The organism is Endozoicomonas sp. ALE010 (genome assembly GCF_049310165.1).
Taxonomy (GTDB): domain Bacteria; phylum Pseudomonadota; class Gammaproteobacteria; order Pseudomonadales; family Endozoicomonadaceae; genus Endozoicomonas.
On record NZ_JBLYNV010000015.1, the window covers coordinates 66,720 to 89,461 of the forward strand.

Below are 22,742 nucleotides of genomic sequence, written 5' to 3' on the forward strand. Positions count from 1 at the left end.
TTCACACTTGGTCTGGCATGGGAATTGTGCAAAATCCATCAAATCTGGAAGGTGACAACATCTATCTTGATATAAATATTGATTGGACTGGCTCAGGCAGCAACTTTTATAATAACAGTTGAATGGAAGCAGCAATTCAATTATTAGATAATTCACTAGATATATCTACTTTTTCTACTCAATCAGCTGCATCAACTACAAACTGCCCGCGATTCAATCTTGCACCCATATCCAACCACTCTCTTATTAAATAAGGTCTGTCATCCTCATTTATTGCCCTGAGTAATCCATCGTTCAGCTCAGCTTGTATATCAAAACAAACCTCCGCACCCAGTTCGAGGAGACATCTAGCAGAATTAGGACGATTATTAAGGATTTGTGTTAGGAGCATTGTATTAAGATCAGCCTGACTGTAAGGGTTGTTTGCACCGCAACTCACCCATTCTTTTACACCATGGGGATTATTACCTTCCGCATAACTCCGGGCGGCAAGATTTATAAATTGATTGGTTTTATCGGTTTTTTTGGCACCCAGTTCCAGCCAATGCTTAAATTGCACAATGCTATTTTCTTGGGCAACTCTTTCCAGATTTGAATCAAGAATTGTTTGAAATTCAGGTTTAATATCCGCACCAGCTTGTTTTAAAAAGATAACTTCTGTCGAGTCAGGTCTATCTTCATGAAGCTTACTGGCCAGAAGATCGTCAAGTTGTTGCTGAAGATTTTCTATGGTGGCCCCCATTGCCACACAATCTTTTACGTCAGATACATCTTTTTGCTTCAGGGATTGTTTTAACCATTCATTTAATTTCAGTTGAACGTTAGTATCTATCGAAGCTCCCAGATCGCACCATTCTTTCGCTTTATCCACTGTAGTAGCTGTTTTTAAACCTTCATTAAGTTTCTGCTGAAGGTCGGGTATCATTGCCCCCAGAGACAACCAGCCTCCGGCAAAAACGGGCTCATTACTCTTTATCATTCTTTCCAAGCCTGAATTCAGTTTATTTGTGACTTTAGCATCTATTTTCGCCCCAATATCCAGCCATACTTTCGCATGAAATGGATTTGGATTATCTTTAGCAAACTCTCGATTCAAACCGCCATTTATTTTGCGTTGAATATCATAACCATACAACCCTGAAGTATTGAGAACCACTTTTAATACACCCGGCAACTCCAAGTCTTCTATTAGAGGAACAGGAACATATTGACAGTTAGTCATAGTATCGAACTTTTTATTAACATAACTGATTGAATATTCCTCAAGCGATTTAACATGTATTTTTTCTAATTCATCAACAAGATATTTAGATAATTCCGGAGTTATATCATCAGAATCCTTGCTTAACTCTTTATACAATATTCCCTGAATACATTCTCGATAAGCTATATTACCAAGCATTATTGCCACCCTGTCATATTAATTTTTGCGTAATAATTGATATATAATTTCATTTGGTTAACTACTTAAAGCTGCTTTCACATAAAGCCAACCAACCAGTTATATTTTTACCAGAAGCCCGGATAAGGTATTTGCCAGAAAACCAGTAAATACCTTTTCCAGTCAGCTATAAAAACTTTTGTGAGTGAAATCTTAAGTGATCCTCAATAAACGTGGCAATAAAATGATAGGAATGATCATATCCCTCCTGCATTCTTATGGTCATTGGATACCCTTTGTCTGCAACTGCTTTTTTTAATGCATCCAGGTGCAACTGTTCGTGCAAAAAGGTATCACTGCTGCCCTGATCCACCAGTGTTGGAACTGCTACAGGTGATCTTTTCAACAGCTCACAGGCATCATAGTGTTTCCATTGCTCGCGATCATTACCAAGATAGCCCATAAATGCTTTTTGTCCCCATGGCGCATTGACCGGATTGCAGATCGGACTGAAAGCAGACACCGATGAGTAACGATCAGGGTTTCGCAAAGCAATCACCAGTGCACCATGCCCCCCCATGGAATGGCCGGCAATACTCCGTTTATCATTTACAGGAAAGTGCTGTTCAATGAGTTCTGGCAGCTCAGAAACCACATAATCATACATTTGATAGTGCTGACGCCATGGCTGCCGGGTAGCATTCACATAAAACCCGGCACCAAGCCCGAAGTCGTAGGCAGCGTCAGGATCATCTGGAACGTCATCCCCCCTGGGGCTGGTATCCGGTGCAACAATCGCAATGCCCAACTCTGAAGCTACCCGCTGGGCTCCCGACTTCTGCATAAAATTCTCATCGGTACAGGTCAGCCCGGACAACCAGTACAGAACGGGCACCGTTTTGCTCTGGCTTTCAGGAGGCATGTAGATGGCAAAACGCATGTTGCAGTTAAGGGTTCGTGACTCATGGGTGTACTGTTTATGCCAGCCACCAAACAGCTTATTACTGCTGATATTCTCCAAAGACATAGACCTTGCTCAATACGGGACAGGCCTTACTGAAAAAACCGTAAAGCCCCGGTGAAAAAAATAACCGATGGTGCAGTTATTGCCGGTAATGGATCACAGAGCGAATACTCTCTCCCTGATGCATCAGATCAAACGCCCTGTTAATCTCCTCCAATGCCATGGTATGGGTGATAAAATCGTCGAGTCTGAATTCACCCGCTAAATATTGCTCGACAATGCCCGGTAGCTCAGAACGGCCTTTCACCCCTCCAAATGCGGATCCACGCCATACACGCCCGGTCACCAGCTGGAATGGGCGGGTGGCTATTTCCTGGCCAGCACCGGCAACGCCGATGATAACCGACTCCCCCCAGCCTTTGTGACAGCACTCAAGTGCAGAACGCATGACGTTAACATTCCCGATACACTCAAAGGAAAAGTCAACACCACCATCGGTCATCTCGACGATCACATCCTGAATCGGTTTATCAACCAATGTTGAATTGACACAGTCAGTGGCTCCCAGCTTTCTGGCCAGTTCAAATTTTTTCTCATTAATATCAATCCCGATAATCCTGCCAGCACCGGCCATTCTGGCACCAATGATGGCCGATAGACCAATACCGCCAAGACCAAAGACTGCAACGGTGTCCCCGGGCTGTACCTTTGCGGTCTTTAATACGGCCCCCATACCGGTAGTGACTCCACAACCCAGCAGACAGACTTCTTCCAGCGGTGCATCAGGGCTGACTTTTGCCAGTGAAATCTCGGGTAACACGGTATACTCGGAAAATGTCGAACACCCCATGTAGTGATAAATGGGCTGACCATCCTTATAAAATCGGGTCGTACCGTCGGGCATCAGCCCCTTTCCCTGGGTTTCACGTATTTTCTGGCAGAGGTTGGTTTTACCTGAACGGCAAAATTTACACTCACCACACTCCGGTGTGTAGAGTGGAATGACATGATCACCAACAGCAACGCTGGTCACGCCCTCCCCCACCTGTTCGACAATCCCGCCACCCTCATGACCAAGAATGGCAGGAAATACCCCCTCCGGGTCATCACCGGACAAGGTAAAGGCATCGGTATGGCAAACACCTGTAGCAACGATGCGAACCAGCACCTCGCCAGCCTTTGGCAACATCACATCAACCTCTTCGATCGACAACGGTTGGCCTGCCCCCCAGGCAATGGCCGCTTTTGATTTAATAAATTGATCTGACATTACTATTTCCCAATATCGCTTATTGTTAGGCCACTGCCGAAAACCGTAGCTGAAACCAACAGTGTAACAATGGCAGGAGACGCTGCAAGGGGAGATCAGGATAACGGCTACGGCGGCTCAGGGTGAGCATATCATTATGCTCGCCTGACTGGATAATCGAGTGCTTGTACTTGCCTGCAGGAAGATGACCACAAAGACTATGGCTACTCTCTACCTGATAACAGGAAAACCATCAGGACAATTTTTTCTGCTTCTTATTAATGACAAAGGCCACCTTTCGGTGGCCTCCGGGACGTTGAATCCAAACTCAATTCATTACTGATTATCAAGCAGGATCTTTACCTTACCTCTCTCCTTCAGACTGGCAAGGTACTCATCAAACATTACGCGCCCATTGCCTGCTGCAATAAACTGACCCAGCCCTTTGAGCTGCTCAGGATTTGCTACTGCTTCACCGGGGTAGATGGCGCTCAGGCCAACCACTGCATAATCACCATTTGCCAAAGTGACTGAACGATAGGCGACACTGTTTCCGGGATGAGGCATTTTAAAGGCTTCCTGCAGGAGCTGTGCAGGCACACCGGGCATATTCCTGCTGGTTGCAGGACTCTCAACCACGTCCAGCTTCTGCTCATCAGCCAGCACGTTCAGCGCTGTTCCGGACTGCAGGGTCGTTACCATCTGTTCTGCACGGCTGGCCAGCTGTTCCCGGGCGCGGCTGTTCTTCAGGGCATTAACGATGGTTTCCTGCACATCAGCAAGGGGTATAAGCTCAGGTTTTTTGTGCTCCTTAACCCGGACCACAACAGCCTGTTCCGGAGTAATCTCAATCAGCTCACTATTGGCACCGAGATCCAATACATCTTCGCTGAAAGCCGCTGCTGATACGCGGGGATCGGCGGCAATACCCGATTCAGCACCCTTTCGACCAAAGGGCTCACTGGTCAATACGGTCAGGCCCAGCTGCTCTGCTGGCTGAGCCAGGTCAGAAGCCTCAAAGCTGATATCCGCGAGCTGCCTGGATTGTTCAATGAACAGGGAGTCAACTTCATTCTGCTTGAGTGCCACTTCAATATCTGCGCGCATCTCATTCAGCGATGGCACATCCGCTTTATCACGGGAAGTCACTTTCAGGATCTGTATACCGAAATCCGTTTCAATAGGCTCAGAAACCTGGCCAACGTTCAAACCTGCAACGGTATTGTCAAAAGCATCGCCAAAGAAGCCCGGCTCAACAGCCCCCAGATTACCGCCGTTCTCAGCGGTCATCGGATCATCAGAATAGGACCTGGCTAACTCGGCAAAATCGGTTCCGGCTTGCAGTTTGGCAACCACTTCATTGGCCCGTGCTTTCGCTTCATCAAGGGTGCGATCTTCACCGGTCTGAATCAAGATAACGGAAACATGGGCATTATTGCCAGACTGTTGCTGCAACTGTTCGACACGGTACTGGTATTCAGCTTCAATATCTTCAGCAGAGACGTCGATACCCCTGGCAATATCTGCCTTGTTCAGAACCACGTAGTTTACGACAACCTGCTCAGGCGTCATGAACTGATTCGAGTTGGCCTGGTAGTAAGTGCTGATCTCTTCTTCGGAAGGCGTAATGGCCTGACGAACCGGTTCCGCCGACAGCATAACCCAGGCGAGGTCACGGGTCTGACCTTCAAGACTCTGCAGTCGTTTAAGTTCTTCTGCAGTCACAAATTCGGTATTGGCAACCCCGGCGCGTAATTGCTGCAAGAGTGTTTCTTCGCGGATGGCGTCGCGGAACTGCAATGGTGTCATACCATAACTGCGAACCATCATCTGAAAACGGTCGGCATCAAAGCGGCCATTTTGCTGAAACTGCGGCATGGATACGATCAGCTTATCAATCTCGGCTTTGCCAATATCCATTTTCTGATCTTCAGCGTTTTGCAGTAACAACTGACGATCAATCAGGGCTTCAAGAACCGAGCTTTGCAGTAACTGATCGTCCAGCATGGCAGGATCAAACTGACCGCCCATTTGCTGAATCAAAACCCGCCGCTGCTGGTCAACAGCCTGAGCCAACTCTGCCCGGGTTATATCCTTACCATTGACTGACGCCACTTCCGGGTTGTTTGGATTGGGCGCAAGCGTTTCCAGACCAGTAATGGCCATCATAAAAGCGATGATGCCGACGACAACAAATGTCACCCAACTCTTCGCTTTGTCCCTCATCGATTGCAGCATAATAACCTCAGGTACCAGGGCCGCTGAGACAGCAGAGCATATCCCTTGTTCTTCTCACCCAGCCTGATGAAGACCAGGTTTAAAAAAAAAAGCGCATCATCGGATGCGCTTTCTGGTGAACCGGCAGACAACTCCCCTGGAATAATTCATGTGGAACCCTGCCTTGCCCACCTGATGAAATAGAACCGATTAAAGCACTATAACAGTGAACCGTACCAGATCAGTTCACGGCATCCTTAAGAGCCTTACCAGCTTTGAAGCTTGGAATTCTGGCAGCGGCGATTTCAATCGGCTCACCAGTCTGTGGGTTACGGCCGGTACGAGCGGCACGCTCTTTCACAGAAAATGTGCCAAAACCTACCAGAACAACCTGCTCACCATTTTTCAGTGCACCAGTGACAGAGTTAATCACGGCGTCCAGGGCTCGACCAGCGGCAGCCTTAGAAATGTCTGCAGATGCAGCGATAGCATCAATAAGCTCGGACTTGTTCACTCTATTCCCCTTCTAAGTAGGATGCGTTTTCAATCATTAACAGAGGATAGACACAGAAAGCGTGCTGGCAACTGAGTAATTTACCGGTCTTCTGTCATCTACCCTATCAGGTGCGACCGATATGCTGCTGCATTTTCCAGTGAAAAACAAGCACCATACATGCACCTTCGTCATTAATAGCCTGCCAACCAGCCAATTTGATCTAAAACCACTGAAAATAATCACCAGAATCCATTATGCCAATGGCAACCATCGAACACTGACAGCGAACGATAACACCGGGGCAGTATGAAGTCTGATAATCTGCCGTCAAGCAAATTGTCTGACTGGATTCAAGAAGTCTGGCGGGAAACCCGCTTCCCCCGGAGCTACTGAAGACAGTAGTCCGAAGGCTCATCAAATCGGGGAAGCAGAGTCATTCCTGCGTTTCTTGTCTGGAGGGTCATAGGAAAGCAAATCACCGGTTACAGTCTGTACCTGTCCGGTCATTCCGGTAAAAGAAGTCTACTTTTATCCGCATTAGCATACAGTTGTCTGACAGTTGAGCTGACAACCTGACTCTATGGCTTCGACCTGGCCCGGATATTTCATAAACATGCTCCCGCTCTCACTTGTCCGTTGCCGCTCTAAGGGAGTTTTGTTCAGTCGACCGTACTCCCCGGTACGGCGCTCCCTCACAAAATCCCTTAGAGCGACAAAGTCCTCGGCTTTGGCATCCTGCGTCGCCCTATCTCCCACATCCATGTGGTCGTGCGCGAGAATCGGGGCAGTTTATGAAAAATCCGGGCTAACTCCTGATCCGAAGTAGCGGCAATTTATACCAATCGTCCGGCCGTCATGTCAACTGAAGAATCCACCGGAAAGCCCCGTCATTACTGAACGACCGCCCAATACAGGGCGGTCTTCACCTTCAACGGTCAGTGGGTATTGACACGTTCATCGCTTTTCTGCCCGGTTTTCTGCTCGGAATCGGCAACTTCCAGTGCTTTTTCTGGCAGGGCTTCGGGCATATACGACAGCGCTACTTCCAGAACTTCATCAATCCACTGAACCGGAATAATCTCCAGGTCATCCTTGATATTGTCAGGGATCTCTTTCAGGTCGCGACGGTTCTCTTCAGGAATCAGCACCTTCTTGATACCACCACGATGAGCTGCCAGAAGTTTCTCTTTCAGACCTCCGATGGCAAGGACCTGTCCCCGGAGGGTGATCTCACCGGTCATGGCAACATCTGCCCGAACCGGAATCCCGGTCAGAATGGACACAAGGGCGGTACACATACCGATACCCGCACTTGGGCCATCTTTTGGCGTCGCGCCTTCAGGAACGTGAATGTGCAGATCGTTCTTCTGATGAAAATCAGGCTCAATACCCATGGCGGCTGCCCGGGAGCGAACCACCGTCAATGCCGCCTGGATTGACTCCTGCATCACATCACCCAGGGAGCCGGTTTTGATAATCTGCCCTTTGCCGGGAACCGCTACCGACTCAATGGTCAGCAACTCACCGCCAACCGATGTCCAGGCCAGGCCGGTTACCTGACCGATCTGATCCTGATCTTCAGCCCGTCCATAGGTGAACTTGCGAACCCCCAGGAAGTCTTCAAGCACTTCCGTGGTAACGGCGCTCTTGCGGTCCTTTTCAGACAGCGCTTCCTGTTTTACCGCCCGGCGACAGACCTTGGCAATTTCCCGCTCAAGTCCACGGACACCGGCTTCTTTGGTGTAGTAGCGGATGATATCCAGCACTGCATCATCAGCAAAGGACAGCTCGCCCTTACGGAGGCCACTGCGCTTGATTTGCTTGGGCACCAGATAACGCTTGGCAATATTGAGTTTCTCATCCTCGGTGTAACCCGGAATGCGGATCACCTCCATACGGTCCAGCAACGGCCCGGGAATATCCATGGAGTTGGAGGTACAGACAAACATAACATCGGAAAGATCGTAATCCACTTCCAGATAGTGGTCATTGAATGAGTTGTTCTGCTCAGGGTCCAGCACCTCCAGCAACGCTGAAGCCGGATCACCACGCATATCAGAGCCCATTTTGTCGATTTCATCCAGCAGGATAAGCGGGTTTTTCACTTCAACCTTAGCCATCTTCTGGATCAGTTTACCCGGCATGGAGCCAATGTAAGTCCTGCGGTGACCGCGGATTTCCGCTTCATCACGAACGCCACCCAGCGCCATACGGACAAACTTGCGATTCGTCGCCCTGGCCAGTGACTCACCCAGTGACGTTTTACCAACCCCGGGAGGTCCCACCAGACAGAGCACAGGCCCCTTCAGTTTACGAACCCGCTTCTGCACGGCAAGATATTCAAGGATACGTTCCTTAACCTCTTCCAGCCCATAGTGATCAGCCTCAAGAATATCCTGGGCACGCTTCATATCATGGCGGACTTTGCTGCGCTTTTTCCAGGGAACACTGAGCATCCAGTCAATATAGCCCCTGACCACCGTCGCCTCTGCGGACATCGGCGACATCATTTTCAGTTTGGCCAGTTCCGCCAGGGTTTTCTCCCTGGCCTCCAGGGTCATCCCCGCCTGATCAATTTTCGCTTTCAGCTCTTCCAGCTCGTTGGGTGCATCGTCCATATCCCCCAACTCTTTCTGAATGGCTTTCATCTGCTCATTCAGGTAATACTCTCGCTGGCTGCGCTCCATCTGTTTCTTGACGCGACCACGGATTTTCTTTTCCACCTGCAGAAAATCCATCTCACCCTGCATAATACCAATCAGATACTCCAACCGGTCGCCCAGGTCGATGATCTCAAGCATCTTCTGCTTGTCTTCGATCTTCATGGGCATGTGTGCACTGATGGTATCCACCAGCTTGGCCGGGTCTTTGATACCGGATAATGAGCTAAGCACCTCATTCGGTACTTTCTTGCTCAATTGCACATACTGCTCAAACTGAGACATCACAGAACGAACCAGCAGCTCACCTTCCCGGTCGCTGATCTGCTCTGAAAGCTGCTCATGAACTTTCGCCTTAACCAGCCCATCGTCTTCATAGACCGAGTCAATCGTTACCCGGGTCTCACCTTCCACCAGAACCTTGACCGTTCCGTCTGGTAACTTCAGCAACTGCAGAATGCTGGCAACGGTGCCCACAGAAAACAGGTCTTCCACCTGAGGCTCATCGGTCTGGGCACTTTTCTGGGCTACCAGCAGAATTCTCTTGTCACCAGACATTGCCAGGTCCAGCGCCTGGATGGATTTTTCCCTGCCGACAAACAGCGGGATCACCATATGCGGGTAGACCACCACATCACGGAGGGGCAACAACGGCAATTCATAGTGCTCTGATGGTTGCAGGGTATCTTTATTATCCATAGCTCAGCCCCTATATGTTCAATATCAATAAAGCCTGCCGTCCACCAGCCCGCTGGCTGGCTGAAAACTGGAAAGTGAAAACCTGGCAGGCATTCAGGACACGATCTATTACGTGTTTGATCAATGGTCAGCCTACAGCAGAACTACCTGAAACACCGTCTCAGGCATCTGTAAAACCGGCCATGGTCTCTAAGATGGGGCTTTTCCGGCTAAATTACAATAGCCACGTATTTTCGTCTCCTGAAAACGGCTAAGGGACGCTTCATCAGGACTCAAGTCCGGGATAAAGAATCTTGTAACATCAAGAACTTGCAAAAGAACTTCGTTCAGGTAACATAACAGTCATTCGGAAGAGACGTCGCATCGACTCTTCAGGAGAGTCGGAGCGTAGCGCAGCCTGGTAGCGCACCACAATGGGGTTGTGGGGGTCGGAGGTTCAAATCCTCTCGCTCCGACCAAATTATTTTTACCTATCTCTCAGATTTACCTACTCCCTGTTTTACCCAAGCCTTCAAATCCCCCATCTTCTTCAGAAGATATCCATCTGATCGGTTTGAGCCTCAATCTTCAGCGGATGCCATCCGGGCAAGTCCTGAAAACTGTCATGAAAGCGCTTGGCCAGAAGAGGAACCTCGCGATTACTTGGGCTATGCATAAAAAAGCAGGGTTGTTTTCCTGCTGATATCCATTCCCTCAACTTGTGCTGCCAGGGTATAAGATACTCTTCATCACAGGTCATATCCCCCAGGCCAATAAAACGAATCATTGGAAAATGCCCGGTAGCAATTGCATGCACAGGAAGACGGGGCTTTTTAGCCTGAGTCAGATTTCAACCTTCTTGCGGCCTGCCAGGGCATGGGCCAGGGTACCACCATCCACAAACTCAAGCTCACCACCCAGGGGAACACCATGGGCAATGCGAGTGGCCCTCACCCCGAGGGTTTTCAACTCCTCAGCAATATAGTGCGCCGTGGCCTCACCTTCCACCGTCGGGTTGGTTGCCAGGATGACCTCTTCTACCTGATTATCAGCCACCGTTTTCAACAGGTGTTCAATGCCAATATCTTCTGGCCCGATACCATCAATAGGCGACAAATGCCCCATTAACACAAAGTAACGCCCTGAAAAGCCACCGGCCTGCTCAAAGGCCATAACATCCGAAGGATTCTCGACAATACACAACAGTTTTTCATCCCTGCCGGGATTGGCACAAATCTGACAGACAGGTTCTTCTGTCAGGGTACGGCAATGCCCGCATCGCCCCACCCCTTCGGCAGCCTGTCTGAGAGCAGCCGACAAGCGCACAGCCCCGTCACGATCCCTTTCCAGCAGGTGCAACGCCATTCTCTGGGCCGAACGCGGCCCCACGCCTGGCAGACAGCGCAATGACTCCATCAATTCCCTGATCATGGGGCTGAACATAAACAAAACCTGATTAACAATGATATCGCTACCCGACACCCATTAGTTCTAGCAAGTGTGTCGGGCGTAAGGAGTTTAGAATGGCAGTTTTATACCGGCTGGAAGACCGAGCCCTGAGGTCAGCTCACCCATTTTTTCCTTGTTGTTCTCTTCTACTTTGCGAACCGCATCATTAATTGCTGCAGCCACCAGATCTTCCAACATCTCCTTATCTTCCGCAAATAGACTTGGATCGATCTCCACCTTACGAACATCATAACGACCGGTCATGATGACCTTAACCAGCCCGGCACCGGCTTCACCAGTGACTACTGCATTGGCCAACTCCTCCTGGAGTTTCTCCATATCTTCCTGCATTTTCTGGGCCTGCTTCATCAGATTGCCCATACCACCTTTAAACATATTGACCTCTGCACAAAAAACACCAAACAGGGACCACCGAAATTCACCGATAATCCCGCCCGGGCTTTTTACTTGATAATATTACCAACTGGTTGAATCGAATCATCCAGAACCATGGCCGAAAAGGTCTCAATCAACCCCTTTACCCTGGCATCGGAATAAATACTCTCTTTCGCTTCCTGGAGACGCTCGGCAATTTTCCGTTCGCGCCAGGCAGCAGGAGTTTCATTAACAATACGACCAGTGTCAATTGACAGTTTAACGGACTGTTCAAAATAATCACACAGCGCCTTTTCCACACGCTGACGATGGGTGTCGTTGTAGAGCGTGCTGCGCTGTTCATCAAGTCGCAACCGGACGGCACCCTGTTCACTGTCAACAAACTCACAATGGGAACCAATGGTGCCTGTCACCCCTCCCAGGGGAAGACCGCGAAAAACCTGAATCCAGCTCACAGCATCCATCTGCGTAAATGGCACCCGGTCTTCTTTTGCCGGTAATTCCACCACTGCCCTGACCGGAGCTTCAGGGGCAACAACCGATGGCAGACTCAGAGACTGGTGAGCAGAGGCATCCGCTACAGTAGCGACTTCCTGAGAATCGACTCCGGACGACCAGTGTGCCTGCATATCATCCAGAGCACTGTCACGTTCATCATAAACAGGCGACTCAAAGGCAGCCTGGTCATAAGCTGACAGTGGAACGACCTCCGGGATTGGCGGTGCATCTTCACTGACCACCGCCCGGGAGGTTATTTCCTCTGGTGGTGTTTTTGGTGGTTCTTCAGCAATAACAGGAGGCTCAAAGGTATCCCTGTGACCACCGCTCTGGACCGAAGGGCTTTCGTGCTCAACTGTTTCCTGAGCAGTTTCATGAATAACAGCAGGCGCATCAACTTGTTGGGCAGCAGGCTCAGGCTCCGGATCAGAAGCACCTTCTTCATCAGACGTGCTGTTGTGAGATGAAGAGCCTTCAGCCGATGAAGAGCCTTCAGCCGATGAAGAGCCCTCAGCCGATGAAAAGCCTTGCGCAGATGAAGAGGCAACACTGTTTGTCGGCGGCGCTGCAACCGCCATCACATCCTGTTTTGCACCAGAAATATCAAGCGGCCTGCCAGCCGCTGGCGCACCATCGGGCCGGAACGCCAGCATACGCAACAAGGCCATTTCAAAACCACCCCGGGGATCCGGTGCCAGGGGCAGATCTTTCTTGCCCACAAGACCAATCTGGTAATAAAGCTGCACATCCTCAGCCGTCATTGATGATGCCAGCGCTATAACCTGCTCACGATCACCCTGACTGTTATCAACGGCATCGGGCACAGCCTGGGCAATGGCCACCCGATGCAGCAGGGACAACATATCATCCAGTACCGCCAGATAATCCGGCGAATGCTCTGCCAGGGATGACACCGAACCCAGGATATGGGCCGCATTGGCGGTCGACAGCGCCACCACCATCTTCATCACCTGCCCCTGGTCAATGGTACCCAGCATCGCCCCCACCTCAGCCTCACTGACTCGCCCGTTGCCAAAAGCAATGGCCTGATCCGTCAAACTGAGGGCATCACGCATACTGCCATCCGCAGCACGGGCCAGCTGCCACAGGGCCGCCACTTCGCAGGGGATCTGTTCCTGTCCGAGGATATTCTCCAGATGACCGACAATTCGCTCTGGCGTCATATTCTTCAGGCTGAACTGAAGACAGCGGGACAAAATAGTCACCGGCAACTTTTGAGGATCGGTGGTTGCCAGCAGGAATTTCACATGGGGAGGCGGCTCTTCCAGCGTTTTCAACAGCGCGTTAAAACTGTGCGCCGAGAGCATGTGCACCTCATCGATCAGGTACACCTTATAACGCCCACGGGTTGGCGCATACTGGACGTTATCCAACAGTTCCCGGGTATCTTCTACCTTGGTTCTGGAGGCCGCATCCACTTCAATCAGGTCCACAAACCGGCCATCATCAATCTCTTTACAGGCTGAACACTGGCCACAGGGGGTCGAGCTGACACCCTGCTCACAGTTCAGACACCTGGCAAAAATACGGGCAATGGTGGTCTTACCCACACCCCGGGTACCGGTAAACAGGTAGGCATGGTGGAGACGATCCTGATCCAGGGCATTAACCAGCGCCTGAAGAACATGGGACTGCCCTACCAGCTCTTTGAAAGAACGGGGTCGCCATTTGCGTGCAAGAACCTGATAGCTCATTGAGTAGCGTCAATACCTGAGATGGGAATTAAAGTATCTATGCTAACCAAGAAGCCTTGAAATTGCACGATCAGGAAGCTTTAGAGAAGTATTTGAAAGCGAGTTTGGGAGTGAGGAAAATCCGGAGAACCCGAAATGATGGAGGCGAACCCTGCCAGCCACACCCCGGCACATAACGTCACTACTACCGTTGCTCCCTTCCGGGCCTGGCGGGGTTCGTAGCTGATTATTGCGGGGGGACCGGCAAGGTCCACCATAAAGACCGGGGCATCGCGTCCCGATGCAGCGCATTCTGCATAAAACCCGACCTGACGTCAACTGCCAGCGCACATCTGGCCATCATTTTATTCACAATCAGGCCCGGTTTTTTCCGGCTGGTGAGCCCGGAAAAATATTATCATTGATTCACCAGCGCCAACACACCCAACACCGCAAACAACAACGCTGCCCCACGGTGAATCCATTGCAGTGGCAGCCTCTCTGCCAAATTCTCACCAAAGAAGACCACGGGCATATTGGCCAGCAGCATGCCCAGCGTAGTGCCGGCAATCACCCTGATCGTGGCAGAATATTCAGCCGCCAGAAGCACAGTCGCGACCTGGGTCTTATCGCCCATTTCGGCCACAAAAAACAGAGCCAGTGTCGTTAGAAAAACACCATAACCCGCCATTGACCCATCATTGTCATCCAGCTTATCCGGGACCAGGGCCCATACAGCAACAGCAAAAAAGGAAGCGGCAATCAGATATTGAAGAATATCGGGGGAAATCCAGGCGACCACCCAACTGCCAAACCAGACGGCAACGGCATGGTTCAACAGAGTCGCCAGCAAAATAGCCAGAGAGATCAGCCAGGGAGCGCGAAACCGCAACGCCAGCATCAGCGAGAGCAGCTGGGTCTTGTCACCGATTTCAGCAAGAAAAACAACCAGTGCGGAAAGGGAAAAGGTTTCCATAACAAGTCCGGGCAGGCGATGAATGATTGGCTCTTGAACCGGATCGGAACCAGTATTGGCCAGACTCTACTGAACCGCAGTGTTGAACACAACAGACCGGAGAATACAGAAAACATTGTAAGCTGGTGCTGATATTGAACATAACCTGCATATTACATTTCTTACAAACCAGGGGATAGCCGAAAGACTCCCTGCCTTTTGGGACCAGGTGAGCACAAGGAGCAGCTACGCATTTTTTTGCCGATGACGGTCAGTGGGTATTTGATTTAATACCCCGGGCTGTTCAGTTATTACCGTTGACATGTTGTTTATCAGTTCATGGAGGCCCTCAATTTTCTCGCTATTCATTGTGCATGTATGATTATTTTCGGTTTGGCTCCTGCATAATCGATCAAGCTTTTTATATAGCGCTTCGTCATTTCCTTTAATCAATTTTTTAAGATCAGTAATTGCATCCCGATTTTTTTTACATCCAAGAAAAGTAGCACATTGCCTCTCGGATAATCGTTCAAGCTTTTCCTTTAACTCTTTTTTTAACTCTTTGTTGCTTATCAGCAACAGTTTGGTTTCATAGTCGCGCCGGACAATATTGCGTTGCTCCATGGCCAGACCAATGGCTGAAGCTGTGCAAAATGAAACAAAACCGATAGGAACAGCTTTAGGGAGAGTCGATACCGCATAACATAAAAGTGAGCCAATCTGACCGCAAGAACATGAGATAATTAATACCTCTTCGTTCAAAAAGTAGTCTTTCAGATGGCAGGACGGCGCACCTGGGCATGATGTAGACTGCATTATTCAATTCCTGTTGACCAGTATGGGAAATAAGTTATTGCTGCCGGGTCAGCTCACATGAAAAACGAATTTCTGAAGAACAAATTCCAACTCATATTTTCTAGACTTTCTTTCCAAAAAAAAGTTCAACACGTATCGATTGAAAGGCCTATGATTCCCTGAAACACTTGTTTTTTCCTGACAGTCATTATTTGACAGGTATTTAATAATGTTTACCCCATCAGCAATTTCACCACCAATAGCAACCACACTGACAAATCAATTATCGAATGAATGTTCAAGAGAGTTTGATAGCAGCAAAACACAAGCAGTCAAGCCAGAAACCCAAGTAAAGATCAATGAAGGGACATATACGACAACACCTGAGAAAAAATGCCTTGATGATTATGGAATAACGGTAAATTATGAGGCCGAAGGAAGCCAGCTCGGTTTCAGGTATTTTAACTCGATAATCGGTTCCAGAACGGATCAGGAAAAACACAACCGATTCATGTCTGAATTGCGATCAATCAATGAAGTGGATGTGGATGCACTTAAATGTGTAGCAACAGAAAAGCACGATGGCATTAACACCACCATTAAAGTCGACAGGAATGGCAACGTTTGTTTATACAAAAGACTGACCAAGGTACATAACAAAAGTGATCCTTTGGCAGGGCTTATCGAGAAAAAGTACACTGAAGATATTTTTGCTGTTAATCGCTGGATGAATAAAAATAACATCGATACTGTCTTCCTCCGCTGTGAAATGGTGGGCTTTAATATTCAAAACAGACAGAATTACGGTTTGAGTCATCACTTGATTGCATTTGCCCTGGATATAGAGGGGGAACAACTCCCTTTCGATCAGTTCAGTCAGTTGTGGGATAAGGAAATTCGTCCTCCAAACATGCATAAGGTCAATGTGCTGGCAGAAGGAACATTCAAAGAACTCTGTAATTTCAAGGTTAATCATGTTCCCGGAACATCGGCTGCGATGCTTGCCAGTCAAGTGAATAACATCGAGATCATGCCTTCAGAACTGACTACGGATATTGAAGGGGTAGTGATTCAGCCCGAGCATGAATTATTGTATGTGCCCACTTTCAGGGATACGGAAGCCAGCAACGCCATTCAGGAAAAAAAGAGAAACAATGAGCCGCTACCCTGCTTTGTTGAGGGGACAGATACCAGACGACGCTTTTGTTATAAACTCCTGGCAGACTGGGTTGTCGGGGAAGCCGGGGCATCGTCTGCTGGCGGAAAAGTTGAAGATCAGGTGAGAAAGAAACTGGCTAACCAGTTACTTGACATTATTGAGCAGAGGGACCTGATTAAAGAACAGGGCACACTGAATAATCGAAAGGAGTTGAGCCAGAAAATATCAACAGTTTTCGATATGGCAAGGGATGATTTGGTCAACACGCACCCGGGAAGCGAGGAGATCCTGGCGTGGGGAAAAATGAAAGGATACGTTAACAAAAGGCTGGTTGAACTGATAAAACAGGCCAACCCCCAGCTTTTTCCAGTCAAATCCCCATGACCGGCATGATTGGTCATGAGTATCCGTAATCTGACTGATAGCCAAACGTTTTCTTTAACCGCTCAATATAGTCCTTATCACGGCACAGTGTTTTACCCGGGCTGTCTGAGAGTTTGGCGACGGGAGCCCCATTCAGCTCGGTTAATTTCAGAACAATATTGGGCGCATTAAAGCCCATATCGTTGGTGAGATAGGTACCAATCCCAAAGCTGACATTAATTTTGCCAGCGAACCATTGGTAAATAGCCAACGCTTTATCAAAGTTCAGCTTATCACTGAACACCAGGCTTTTGCTGCGCGGGTCAATGCCCAGTCGGCGATAATGATCAAGGGCCAATTCCCCCCAGACGAAAGGGTCACCGGAATCATGGCGCATCCCCTGGTAGGCGCTGGCCAGCTCAACATCAAAGTCCTTCAGAAACGCTGCCATGCTGATGGTATCCGTAAGCGCTATGCCGAGCTGACCTTGATACTCATCCAGCCATACCCTTAACGCATCTTTCTGACTGGTCCGCAGACTCTGACCGAGAACCTGATGGGACTGCAGCCACTCATGGGCCATGGTGCCTACCGGTTTCAAGCCAAGGGTTCTTGCCAGATTCAGGTTGCTGGTGCCCGCAAAGTTATCTGGTAAGCGGTGCTTCAGGCTTTCCACGACGTGGTAATGCCAGTCCCTTGAAAACCGCCGACGCGTACCAAAATCGACCAGAATAATACCACTATCGCCCGGAAGCTGGCTCAGCTTTTCATCAAGGCGACGCTGGCCTTGAGTAATTACATCATCCTGAGCTCCCTGACCATAAAAGCTATGACCATGAAGCTCACTGACGATTGCCAGCAGGAAAATTTCAAAGTGGGTAATTTCACTCCAGAGCCCCTCAATCACCAACGACAATTGACCACTGGTCTGTTCAATGGCAACCGCATGTGGGTCAAGCCGGAAACCCTCAAGATACTCGATAAAATCATCCGCAATAAACGGCAGAGTAGACAGCCACTCAAGTTCTTCCGAACCCAGGCGCAGCTCTCCCAGAAATTCACACTGCCTTTTCAGTTGCTTTTTTGACAGGGCTAACGGCTGGTCACTCCGGCAATGAAACTCCATGCGAGCCCAGGCATCCGGATAGCGATGCACCATGGACTGCTGCATGGTGTATTTATACAGGTCGGTGTCGAGGAGGGTTGGTATAATCGGGCTATCCATACTTCTTTCCTTCAGAGAGCGTCGGCATCACTGACCGCATCAGCAATGATCAGATCGCTGGCACTCTCTACCAAAATAACTCCGCCGGCATTCAGTTCGGCAATAGCATCAGCCACTGATGATTCAGCCAGGCCACGGGTGGCGGCAAGATTGACATACACCTGAAAACCAGCCCGCTGCAGTTGCAATGCCGTGGTTTTTACACAGAAATCAAGCGCCAGACCACCAACCAATACGGTGGTAATGCCTTTATTGGTTAAAAATTCGATAACTCCTGTACTCAACCGTTCTACCAGATCATGAAAACAGGCACCATAGGGATGAATATCCATCTCGACCCCCTTCCAGACAAAATAATCATAATCCGTCACGTCGGGAAGCCCACTCACCAGCTCAAACCCCTGTGTGCCGGGGACAGCATGTCTATTCCAGCGAAGATCAACATTTTTATGACCGGTTACCGGCGTCAACTGCGGATACTCTGCCCCAGCCACCCATACTGCATTGGCCGGATGCGCATCCTTGGAACCCACACGAACACCAGCCAGCCGGGCCTGGCGATTCAACTCGGCAGCGATATTATGACCATCCGGAACCGGTAGCTCATCTGGACACAACGGGGTGAAACAGTTCTGGGCATCCACATCAAAAGCAGCAATGGTCTCCCTCGACCCAATGGCATACATTATTTTCACCGTGACAAAAGGAATCTGATTCACTAACATAGTGAATTATGTTCTCTAACCTGTCAACCAGAGTATCTGCCATCAGGATTTGTCCATGGGCCCCAAGCCGACCAAGAGCCTTCAGCCGATTAAAAGCCTCAAGACAATCAAGAGCCTGAACACGGCACTTATATCTGTCGATCTGGTCGTATTTCAGCTCAGCGCCAACAACAGCCTCCAGGTACTTGTTCATCAGTTACCGGAAAATAAGTGCCCCCAGCTCCCGGCAGGCAGAATAGAGCCTGAATTTGATCACTGCCTTGAAGATACGGCAAAACGACAACTGAGCCGACTGACGTCAGAACCTGCCACCTATTTCGAGCAGGTCGTCACCATTGGCGATAACCAGAGAGACTCCAGGGGCTGGTCATTAACCGTCGTTTACTACGCACTCCTTCGTCCGGGTAATGAACAGTCATTACAGGCCCAGGCGGCATGGGTTGATGTTGTGAATGATCAACCAGTAACCAGATTGGCCTATGATCATAACCAACTGGTTATGGAAGCGCTGGACAGACTGAAAAATAAAATACAGTACAGTGCGCTGCCTGTTTATCTGCTTCCAACAGAGTTCACGTTATCCGATATTCAAAATGTCTTTTCTGTTATTCTTGGCAAAGCCCCACCCATGCGCTCGATCCGCAACCGTTTCCTGAATTACAATCTGCTTGAGGATACCGGCAAAAAGCGCTATGGAAGCAACCGGCCCGCTACGCTTTACCAGACAAACCGACAGTCAGAAAACTGGTTATTTGACAGGCTCTATTTAACAACTAAAGTTTGAAAAATCTTCTGGTGAGAATTCATATTATATCCGGATTGTCACACATTAACCCCTGCAAATTGATTAGTAAAATTGATTAACAGCTACAAAAGTGCATTAAATGACAAGTGGCAGGAATAATAATGAAATATTGAATCATCTTTCTATTAATTTACTCAGATAAAGCCTTCCCCTGTGAATGCGCTATCCATTAAAAAGTAATTTTAATCGTCCACTTACTCCAAGAGAGCAATTTTCAAAGATGCATGTTAATTCGCTTCGATCTGGTACAGATACTAACAATATCATCATACAACCAACAGCAAATAACCCATTACTGGTAAAACCAGTAACAATATGGCGGCAGAGAGAAGTTGCCCTGCCAGACCAGCCAACGCAACAAAAAGTTCATTATTCACAGGCGCTCAACCCACCTCCTCAAACGGTTTTTTACCCGGTACCGCTACCAGTTGCAGCAGCACCACTACCAACGGTATCCGCACAGAGTGACACCTACCCCATTGCTGTTGTGTCAACACGCCGAAGAATTCCTGCTTTTATCCCCGCGCAAGAGCCAGGGCTTTACCTTTGTCGACCAACCTTTTGCGCTCCTCCCCCCACTTTTAGTCCATTCCAGGCCAGCCTGACGCCCTGCTACATCCCCCAACCGGCCTGCCCAGACACTGCAATTCAATTTTTGCCCCGGTTTCCGGCAGGATCAGCAGGAATAACACCAGCAAAAGCATCTGAAGCCCCGGAAGTCATGGAACTCATTACCGAAAACCGGGGAAGATACTTCACTTCAACCATTGACGACATTGCCTGCCATCGAAGAGCTGGTACTGGCAATATACAACTGGGGATTTTTAATCTGAAGGTTGGCCTGCGCTTTCCATTAGATCTAATGGCCAGCGATATGATCTCGTCACCAATACAGGGAAAGCTATGCTTCTCATCATGGAAGGCTCTGACCCAATACTTATCCAGACAACCCGCCGGCTGCTTTTATACTAAAGACCAGCAAAGAGAGCCCATCAGCAGAATCCCTATTTTCCTGAAATGTGATGAAATGAAATCATCTTCATCTACTCAGCTGGCAATCTCTCAGGAGACCATTGACCCATTGGAGGCAGAGCAGGAAATACCAAAAATTATCGATCACCTGAAATCCCTGAATGAGAAAAGAGTCACTGCCAGAATAGTATTCTTTGACTCCAAACAAGTTGGCGGAATAGCTTGCCATAGAGACCCGACAACAGGCTATCTTGCCTATTTTATGTTTAACACACCTACAGTGTATACGTCACTGTCAGTATCATCGCTCAGGGGGCTGTTTTGCGAACTGGAAGCTACCATAGAGCATTCCATGAATGACAGTGAGTTATCAGATTATATTGAATCTTTGGGTGTAGGCTGCTTTCTTAGACGAGGCATTCGCAGAAGGGGGAGCATACAGTTATTTTCTCACACTGTTAGTTTTCTATCAGATGATTAGTCCGGGAGATAATAAGACATCACGCTTCTTAATCCAGCTATTTAACAATTTAATCAGGCAAAGTGACTCACAATGAACAACAATCCATACACAACAAACGCCACTGCACAAGGATACCCCAGATACGGTGTGCCAGTACCAGCTCAACTGGCTTCTCCTTATCGACAGCCCTCCTTTACAGGAATGCCCCATTGGCAGGGACGAAATATAAGTCACACAGCTCATCTGGCACAGCGACTTCAACTCCCATACTTTACAGGTCAACAGGGGCAGATGTTCACCTCATATTTAAACCCGGATTTCACCGGTCCTGGCAGCACCAGCATTGCCGATGTGCAACCGCACATGCGACAAAGGAAAAAGTCGGCACCCGTACATGTCCCAACACCCCATACTTCAGAACATACCCCCAAATCTACAGCAACAGGCAATCCGAATCGGCCCCACCCCAGAAAATCTGAGCACTGCCCCGACGATGGAAAAAGACACACTGATAGCTTTTCTCAAACATCATCCGCCAACGGGATTAATGAATCAGCTGAAAGTGCTGAAGCATCGTTATCAGAAGACAACGGAATGTTACCCGGAGCATTCGCTGGCAGCTCAATCAATCCTTATTCCAGCCTGCAAAATAATGCCCATGTACAAGTGCTTATGGCCGAATTATGGGCAGCCACCCTCAACTATGAAAATACTTTTGGGATCCCCCCCTCTAACACCTTGCTGGCAAGAGCTTTTCATTTATTTTTACAGCAAAACCAAAATCATAAGACACCCTTGCTGCCTACTCCGACCACTTTCAATCAGCCAACCGTGAACTGGATGCCTTCCCACAGCCAGCAGTGCCTTGATGTAATAGAATGTTTAAACCTTTATCGAAACCAACGCATATATGGCGATATCATTCATGTTACAGACCATAAATCCGCTGGTCTTGGCAGAGCTTACATCTACCCACTACACATTAAATTCCGCATTTGGTTCCCTGAGGCGTTTAAAGCACTGCCCAACCAACAAATCAAGGCAATGAAGTTAGAAGGGAATCTGAAATTTAATCAGAGCGAAGTGGCAGCGTATGTCAAAAAACATTCTGAAGGAGCTTTTTATGACCTACGGCTTCAGAATGTAAAGCATGCAAAAGAAATTCCCATCTATTTGATAGCTACCGCCTTGATTGATGAAGCCAGTAGAAGAATTACACCTGAATCCCAACAGGTGCTGACTCATATTAAATCGCTTTTCGGACAGCCAATCACTGCAGATATCCTGATATTTTTTAGCAAGCACCAGGGAGGTATTGCCTGCCATTATGATGAAGCAAGTGGCATCAGTACCCGCTTCCTTTTCAGACTGCCTGATCAAGAATTCAAGAGTGTCCCGATCGCAGAATTGTCGAATAAATACCGTAAATTGCAGGCAAAAATAAAACCAATCAATGATGAAAAATTAAAAAGCTATGTTTTTGGCTTTGGGGCTGAAGCCTTTATGAGAGACTTTAATATAAATAAAATAAAACTGCGCTCCAGCGAGGTTTCTCTCCTTCCGAAAGAGGACTGACAGCAAAAAGCCGCCAGCCGTAT

At 48.6% G+C, this 22,742-nt stretch carries 19 protein-coding genes, 1 tRNA gene and 1 other RNA gene; 6 read left to right on the top strand and 15 right to left on the bottom strand.

The window, feature by feature from the left end; genetic code table 11:
• Positions 1-178 precede the first annotated feature (178 nt).
• The 5 genes from ACO6UY_RS08850 to hupB form a co-directional block, all read right to left on the bottom strand.
• A complete protein-coding gene (locus ACO6UY_RS08850; RefSeq protein WP_422489673.1) occupies positions 179-1,402 on the bottom strand; it encodes a hypothetical protein in 1,224 nt (407 codons plus the stop codon).
• A gap of 166 nt (positions 1,403-1,568) precedes the next feature.
• Positions 1,569-2,408 carry an S-formylglutathione hydrolase gene (gene fghA / locus ACO6UY_RS08855; protein WP_422448217.1) on the bottom strand — a complete coding sequence of 280 codons (840 nt, stop codon included), beginning with the start codon at positions 2,406-2,408 and terminating at the stop codon, positions 1,569-1,571.
• A gap of 76 nt (positions 2,409-2,484) precedes the next feature.
• The gene (locus ACO6UY_RS08860; RefSeq protein WP_422459828.1) at positions 2,485-3,615 is read right to left on the bottom strand and encodes an S-(hydroxymethyl)glutathione dehydrogenase/class III alcohol dehydrogenase; all 1,131 of its coding nucleotides are present in this window, start codon (positions 3,613-3,615) and stop codon (positions 2,485-2,487) included.
• 315 nt (positions 3,616-3,930) lie between these two features.
• Positions 3,931-5,832 carry a SurA N-terminal domain-containing protein gene (locus ACO6UY_RS08865; RefSeq protein ID WP_422459830.1) on the bottom strand — a complete coding sequence of 634 codons (1,902 nt, stop codon included), beginning with the start codon at positions 5,830-5,832 and terminating at the stop codon, positions 3,931-3,933.
• A gap of 220 nt (positions 5,833-6,052) precedes the next feature.
• Positions 6,053-6,325, bottom strand: a complete 273-nt coding sequence (gene hupB, locus ACO6UY_RS08870; protein WP_101746322.1) for a nucleoid-associated protein HU-beta — start codon at positions 6,323-6,325, stop codon at positions 6,053-6,055.
• Between the two features lie 121 nt (positions 6,326-6,446).
• Between hupB and ACO6UY_RS08875 the strand changes: the two genes are divergently transcribed.
• Positions 6,447-6,617, top strand: a complete 171-nt coding sequence (locus ACO6UY_RS08875) for a hypothetical protein (RefSeq protein ID WP_422459832.1) — start codon at positions 6,447-6,449, stop codon at positions 6,615-6,617.
• 625 nt (positions 6,618-7,242) lie between these two features.
• Here ACO6UY_RS08875 and lon read toward each other — a convergent pair.
• On the bottom strand, positions 7,243-9,666 hold the full coding sequence (gene lon, locus ACO6UY_RS08880) for an endopeptidase La (RefSeq protein ID WP_422448225.1): 2,424 nt from the start codon (positions 9,664-9,666) through the stop codon (positions 7,243-7,245).
• A gap of 381 nt (positions 9,667-10,047) precedes the next feature.
• On the opposite strand from lon, the gene ACO6UY_RS08885 reads away from it, so the two are divergent.
• A tRNA-Pro gene (locus ACO6UY_RS08885) sits at positions 10,048-10,124 on the top strand.
• A 71-nt stretch (positions 10,125-10,195) separates the two neighbouring features.
• On the opposite strand, the gene ACO6UY_RS08890 is transcribed toward ACO6UY_RS08885, so the two are convergent.
• The 7 genes from ACO6UY_RS08890 to ACO6UY_RS08920 all read right to left on the bottom strand — a co-directional run bounded on the left by ACO6UY_RS08890 (position 10,196) and on the right by ACO6UY_RS08920 (position 15,453).
• Positions 10,196-10,492 (bottom strand): DUF72 domain-containing protein, encoded by a 297-nt coding sequence (locus ACO6UY_RS08890; RefSeq protein WP_422449553.1) that lies wholly within the window; start codon positions 10,490-10,492, stop codon positions 10,196-10,198.
• Positions 10,489-11,088 (bottom strand): recombination mediator RecR, encoded by a 600-nt coding sequence (recR, locus tag ACO6UY_RS08895; RefSeq protein WP_422448227.1) that lies wholly within the window; start codon positions 11,086-11,088, stop codon positions 10,489-10,491. The genes ACO6UY_RS08890 and recR overlap by 4 nt, the downstream gene beginning before the upstream one ends.
• 75 nt (positions 11,089-11,163) lie before the next feature.
• A complete protein-coding gene (locus ACO6UY_RS08900) occupies positions 11,164-11,490 on the bottom strand; it encodes a YbaB/EbfC family nucleoid-associated protein (protein ID WP_101746317.1) in 327 nt (108 codons plus the stop codon).
• 68 nt (positions 11,491-11,558) lie between these two features.
• Positions 11,559-13,703, bottom strand: coding sequence for a DNA polymerase III subunit gamma/tau (dnaX, locus tag ACO6UY_RS08905; protein WP_422489674.1), 2,145 nt, complete (start codon positions 13,701-13,703; stop codon positions 11,559-11,561).
• A gap of 149 nt (positions 13,704-13,852) precedes the next feature.
• Positions 13,853-13,949, bottom strand: an RNA gene (gene ffs, locus ACO6UY_RS08910) — signal recognition particle sRNA small type.
• 151 nt (positions 13,950-14,100) lie between these two features.
• Positions 14,101-14,658, bottom strand: a complete 558-nt coding sequence (locus ACO6UY_RS08915; protein WP_422489676.1) for a TMEM165/GDT1 family protein — start codon at positions 14,656-14,658, stop codon at positions 14,101-14,103.
• A 225-nt stretch (positions 14,659-14,883) separates the two neighbouring features.
• Entirely contained in the window at positions 14,884-15,453 is a 570-nt protein-coding gene (locus tag ACO6UY_RS08920; RefSeq protein ID WP_422448234.1) for a hypothetical protein, read from the bottom strand.
• 208 nt (positions 15,454-15,661) lie between these two features.
• Between ACO6UY_RS08920 and ACO6UY_RS08925 the strand changes: the two genes are divergently transcribed.
• A complete protein-coding gene (locus ACO6UY_RS08925; RefSeq protein ID WP_422448236.1) occupies positions 15,662-16,975 on the top strand; it encodes an RNA ligase family protein in 1,314 nt (437 codons plus the stop codon).
• A gap of 13 nt (positions 16,976-16,988) precedes the next feature.
• On the opposite strand, the gene pncB is transcribed toward ACO6UY_RS08925, so the two are convergent.
• Together pncB and ACO6UY_RS08935 are read right to left on the bottom strand one after the other, a co-directional pair.
• Positions 16,989-18,179 carry a nicotinate phosphoribosyltransferase gene (pncB, locus tag ACO6UY_RS08930; protein ID WP_422448238.1) on the bottom strand — a complete coding sequence of 397 codons (1,191 nt, stop codon included), beginning with the start codon at positions 18,177-18,179 and terminating at the stop codon, positions 16,989-16,991.
• Positions 18,180-18,190: 11 nt separating this feature from the next.
• Entirely contained in the window at positions 18,191-18,904 is a 714-nt protein-coding gene (locus tag ACO6UY_RS08935; protein WP_209199741.1) for an isochorismatase family protein, read from the bottom strand.
• 55 nt (positions 18,905-18,959) lie between these two features.
• On the opposite strand from ACO6UY_RS08935, the gene ACO6UY_RS08940 reads away from it, so the two are divergent.
• From ACO6UY_RS08940 to ACO6UY_RS08950, 3 genes are all read left to right on the top strand, one after another.
• Positions 18,960-19,688, top strand: coding sequence for an NUDIX hydrolase (locus ACO6UY_RS08940; RefSeq protein WP_422489678.1), 729 nt, complete (start codon positions 18,960-18,962; stop codon positions 19,686-19,688).
• A gap of 241 nt (positions 19,689-19,929) precedes the next feature.
• On the top strand, positions 19,930-21,162 hold the full coding sequence (locus ACO6UY_RS08945; RefSeq protein WP_422448242.1) for a hypothetical protein: 1,233 nt from the start codon (positions 19,930-19,932) through the stop codon (positions 21,160-21,162).
• 72 nt (positions 21,163-21,234) lie between these two features.
• A complete protein-coding gene (locus tag ACO6UY_RS08950; protein WP_422448244.1) occupies positions 21,235-22,719 on the top strand; it encodes a hypothetical protein in 1,485 nt (494 codons plus the stop codon).
• Positions 22,720-22,742 lie beyond the last annotated feature (23 nt).

Excerpts from the sequence above, each read along its gene's own strand:
- ACO6UY_RS08850 (WP_422489673.1), bottom strand. The coding sequence starts at position 1,402 with ATGCTTGGTAATATAGCTTATCGAGAATGTATTCAGGGAATATTGTAT.
- fghA (WP_422448217.1), bottom strand. The coding sequence starts at position 2,408 with ATGTCTTTGGAGAATATCAGCAGTAATAAGCTGTTTGGTGGCTGGCAT.
- ACO6UY_RS08860 (WP_422459828.1), bottom strand. The coding sequence starts at position 3,615 with ATGTCAGATCAATTTATTAAATCAAAAGCGGCCATTGCCTGGGGGGCA.
- ACO6UY_RS08865 (WP_422459830.1), bottom strand. The coding sequence starts at position 5,832 with ATGCTGCAATCGATGAGGGACAAAGCGAAGAGTTGGGTGACATTTGTT.
- ACO6UY_RS08875 (WP_422459832.1), top strand. The coding sequence starts at position 6,447 with ATGCTGCTGCATTTTCCAGTGAAAAACAAGCACCATACATGCACCTTC.
- lon (WP_422448225.1), bottom strand. The coding sequence starts at position 9,666 with ATGGATAATAAAGATACCCTGCAACCATCAGAGCACTATGAATTGCCG.
- recR (WP_422448227.1), bottom strand. The coding sequence starts at position 11,088 with ATGTTCAGCCCCATGATCAGGGAATTGATGGAGTCATTGCGCTGTCTG.
- ACO6UY_RS08900 (WP_101746317.1), bottom strand. The coding sequence starts at position 11,490 with ATGTTTAAAGGTGGTATGGGCAATCTGATGAAGCAGGCCCAGAAAATG.
- dnaX (WP_422489674.1), bottom strand. The coding sequence starts at position 13,703 with ATGAGCTATCAGGTTCTTGCACGCAAATGGCGACCCCGTTCTTTCAAA.
- ACO6UY_RS08915 (WP_422489676.1), bottom strand. The coding sequence starts at position 14,658 with ATGGAAACCTTTTCCCTTTCCGCACTGGTTGTTTTTCTTGCTGAAATC.
- ACO6UY_RS08920 (WP_422448234.1), bottom strand. The coding sequence starts at position 15,453 with ATGCAGTCTACATCATGCCCAGGTGCGCCGTCCTGCCATCTGAAAGAC.
- ACO6UY_RS08925 (WP_422448236.1), top strand. The coding sequence starts at position 15,662 with ATGTTTACCCCATCAGCAATTTCACCACCAATAGCAACCACACTGACA.
- pncB (WP_422448238.1), bottom strand. The coding sequence starts at position 18,179 with ATGGATAGCCCGATTATACCAACCCTCCTCGACACCGACCTGTATAAA.
- ACO6UY_RS08935 (WP_209199741.1), bottom strand. The coding sequence starts at position 18,904 with ATGTTAGTGAATCAGATTCCTTTTGTCACGGTGAAAATAATGTATGCC.
- ACO6UY_RS08940 (WP_422489678.1), top strand. The coding sequence starts at position 18,960 with ATGGGCCCCAAGCCGACCAAGAGCCTTCAGCCGATTAAAAGCCTCAAG.
- ACO6UY_RS08945 (WP_422448242.1), top strand. The coding sequence starts at position 19,930 with ATGCATGTTAATTCGCTTCGATCTGGTACAGATACTAACAATATCATC.
- ACO6UY_RS08950 (WP_422448244.1), top strand. The coding sequence starts at position 21,235 with ATGAACAACAATCCATACACAACAAACGCCACTGCACAAGGATACCCC.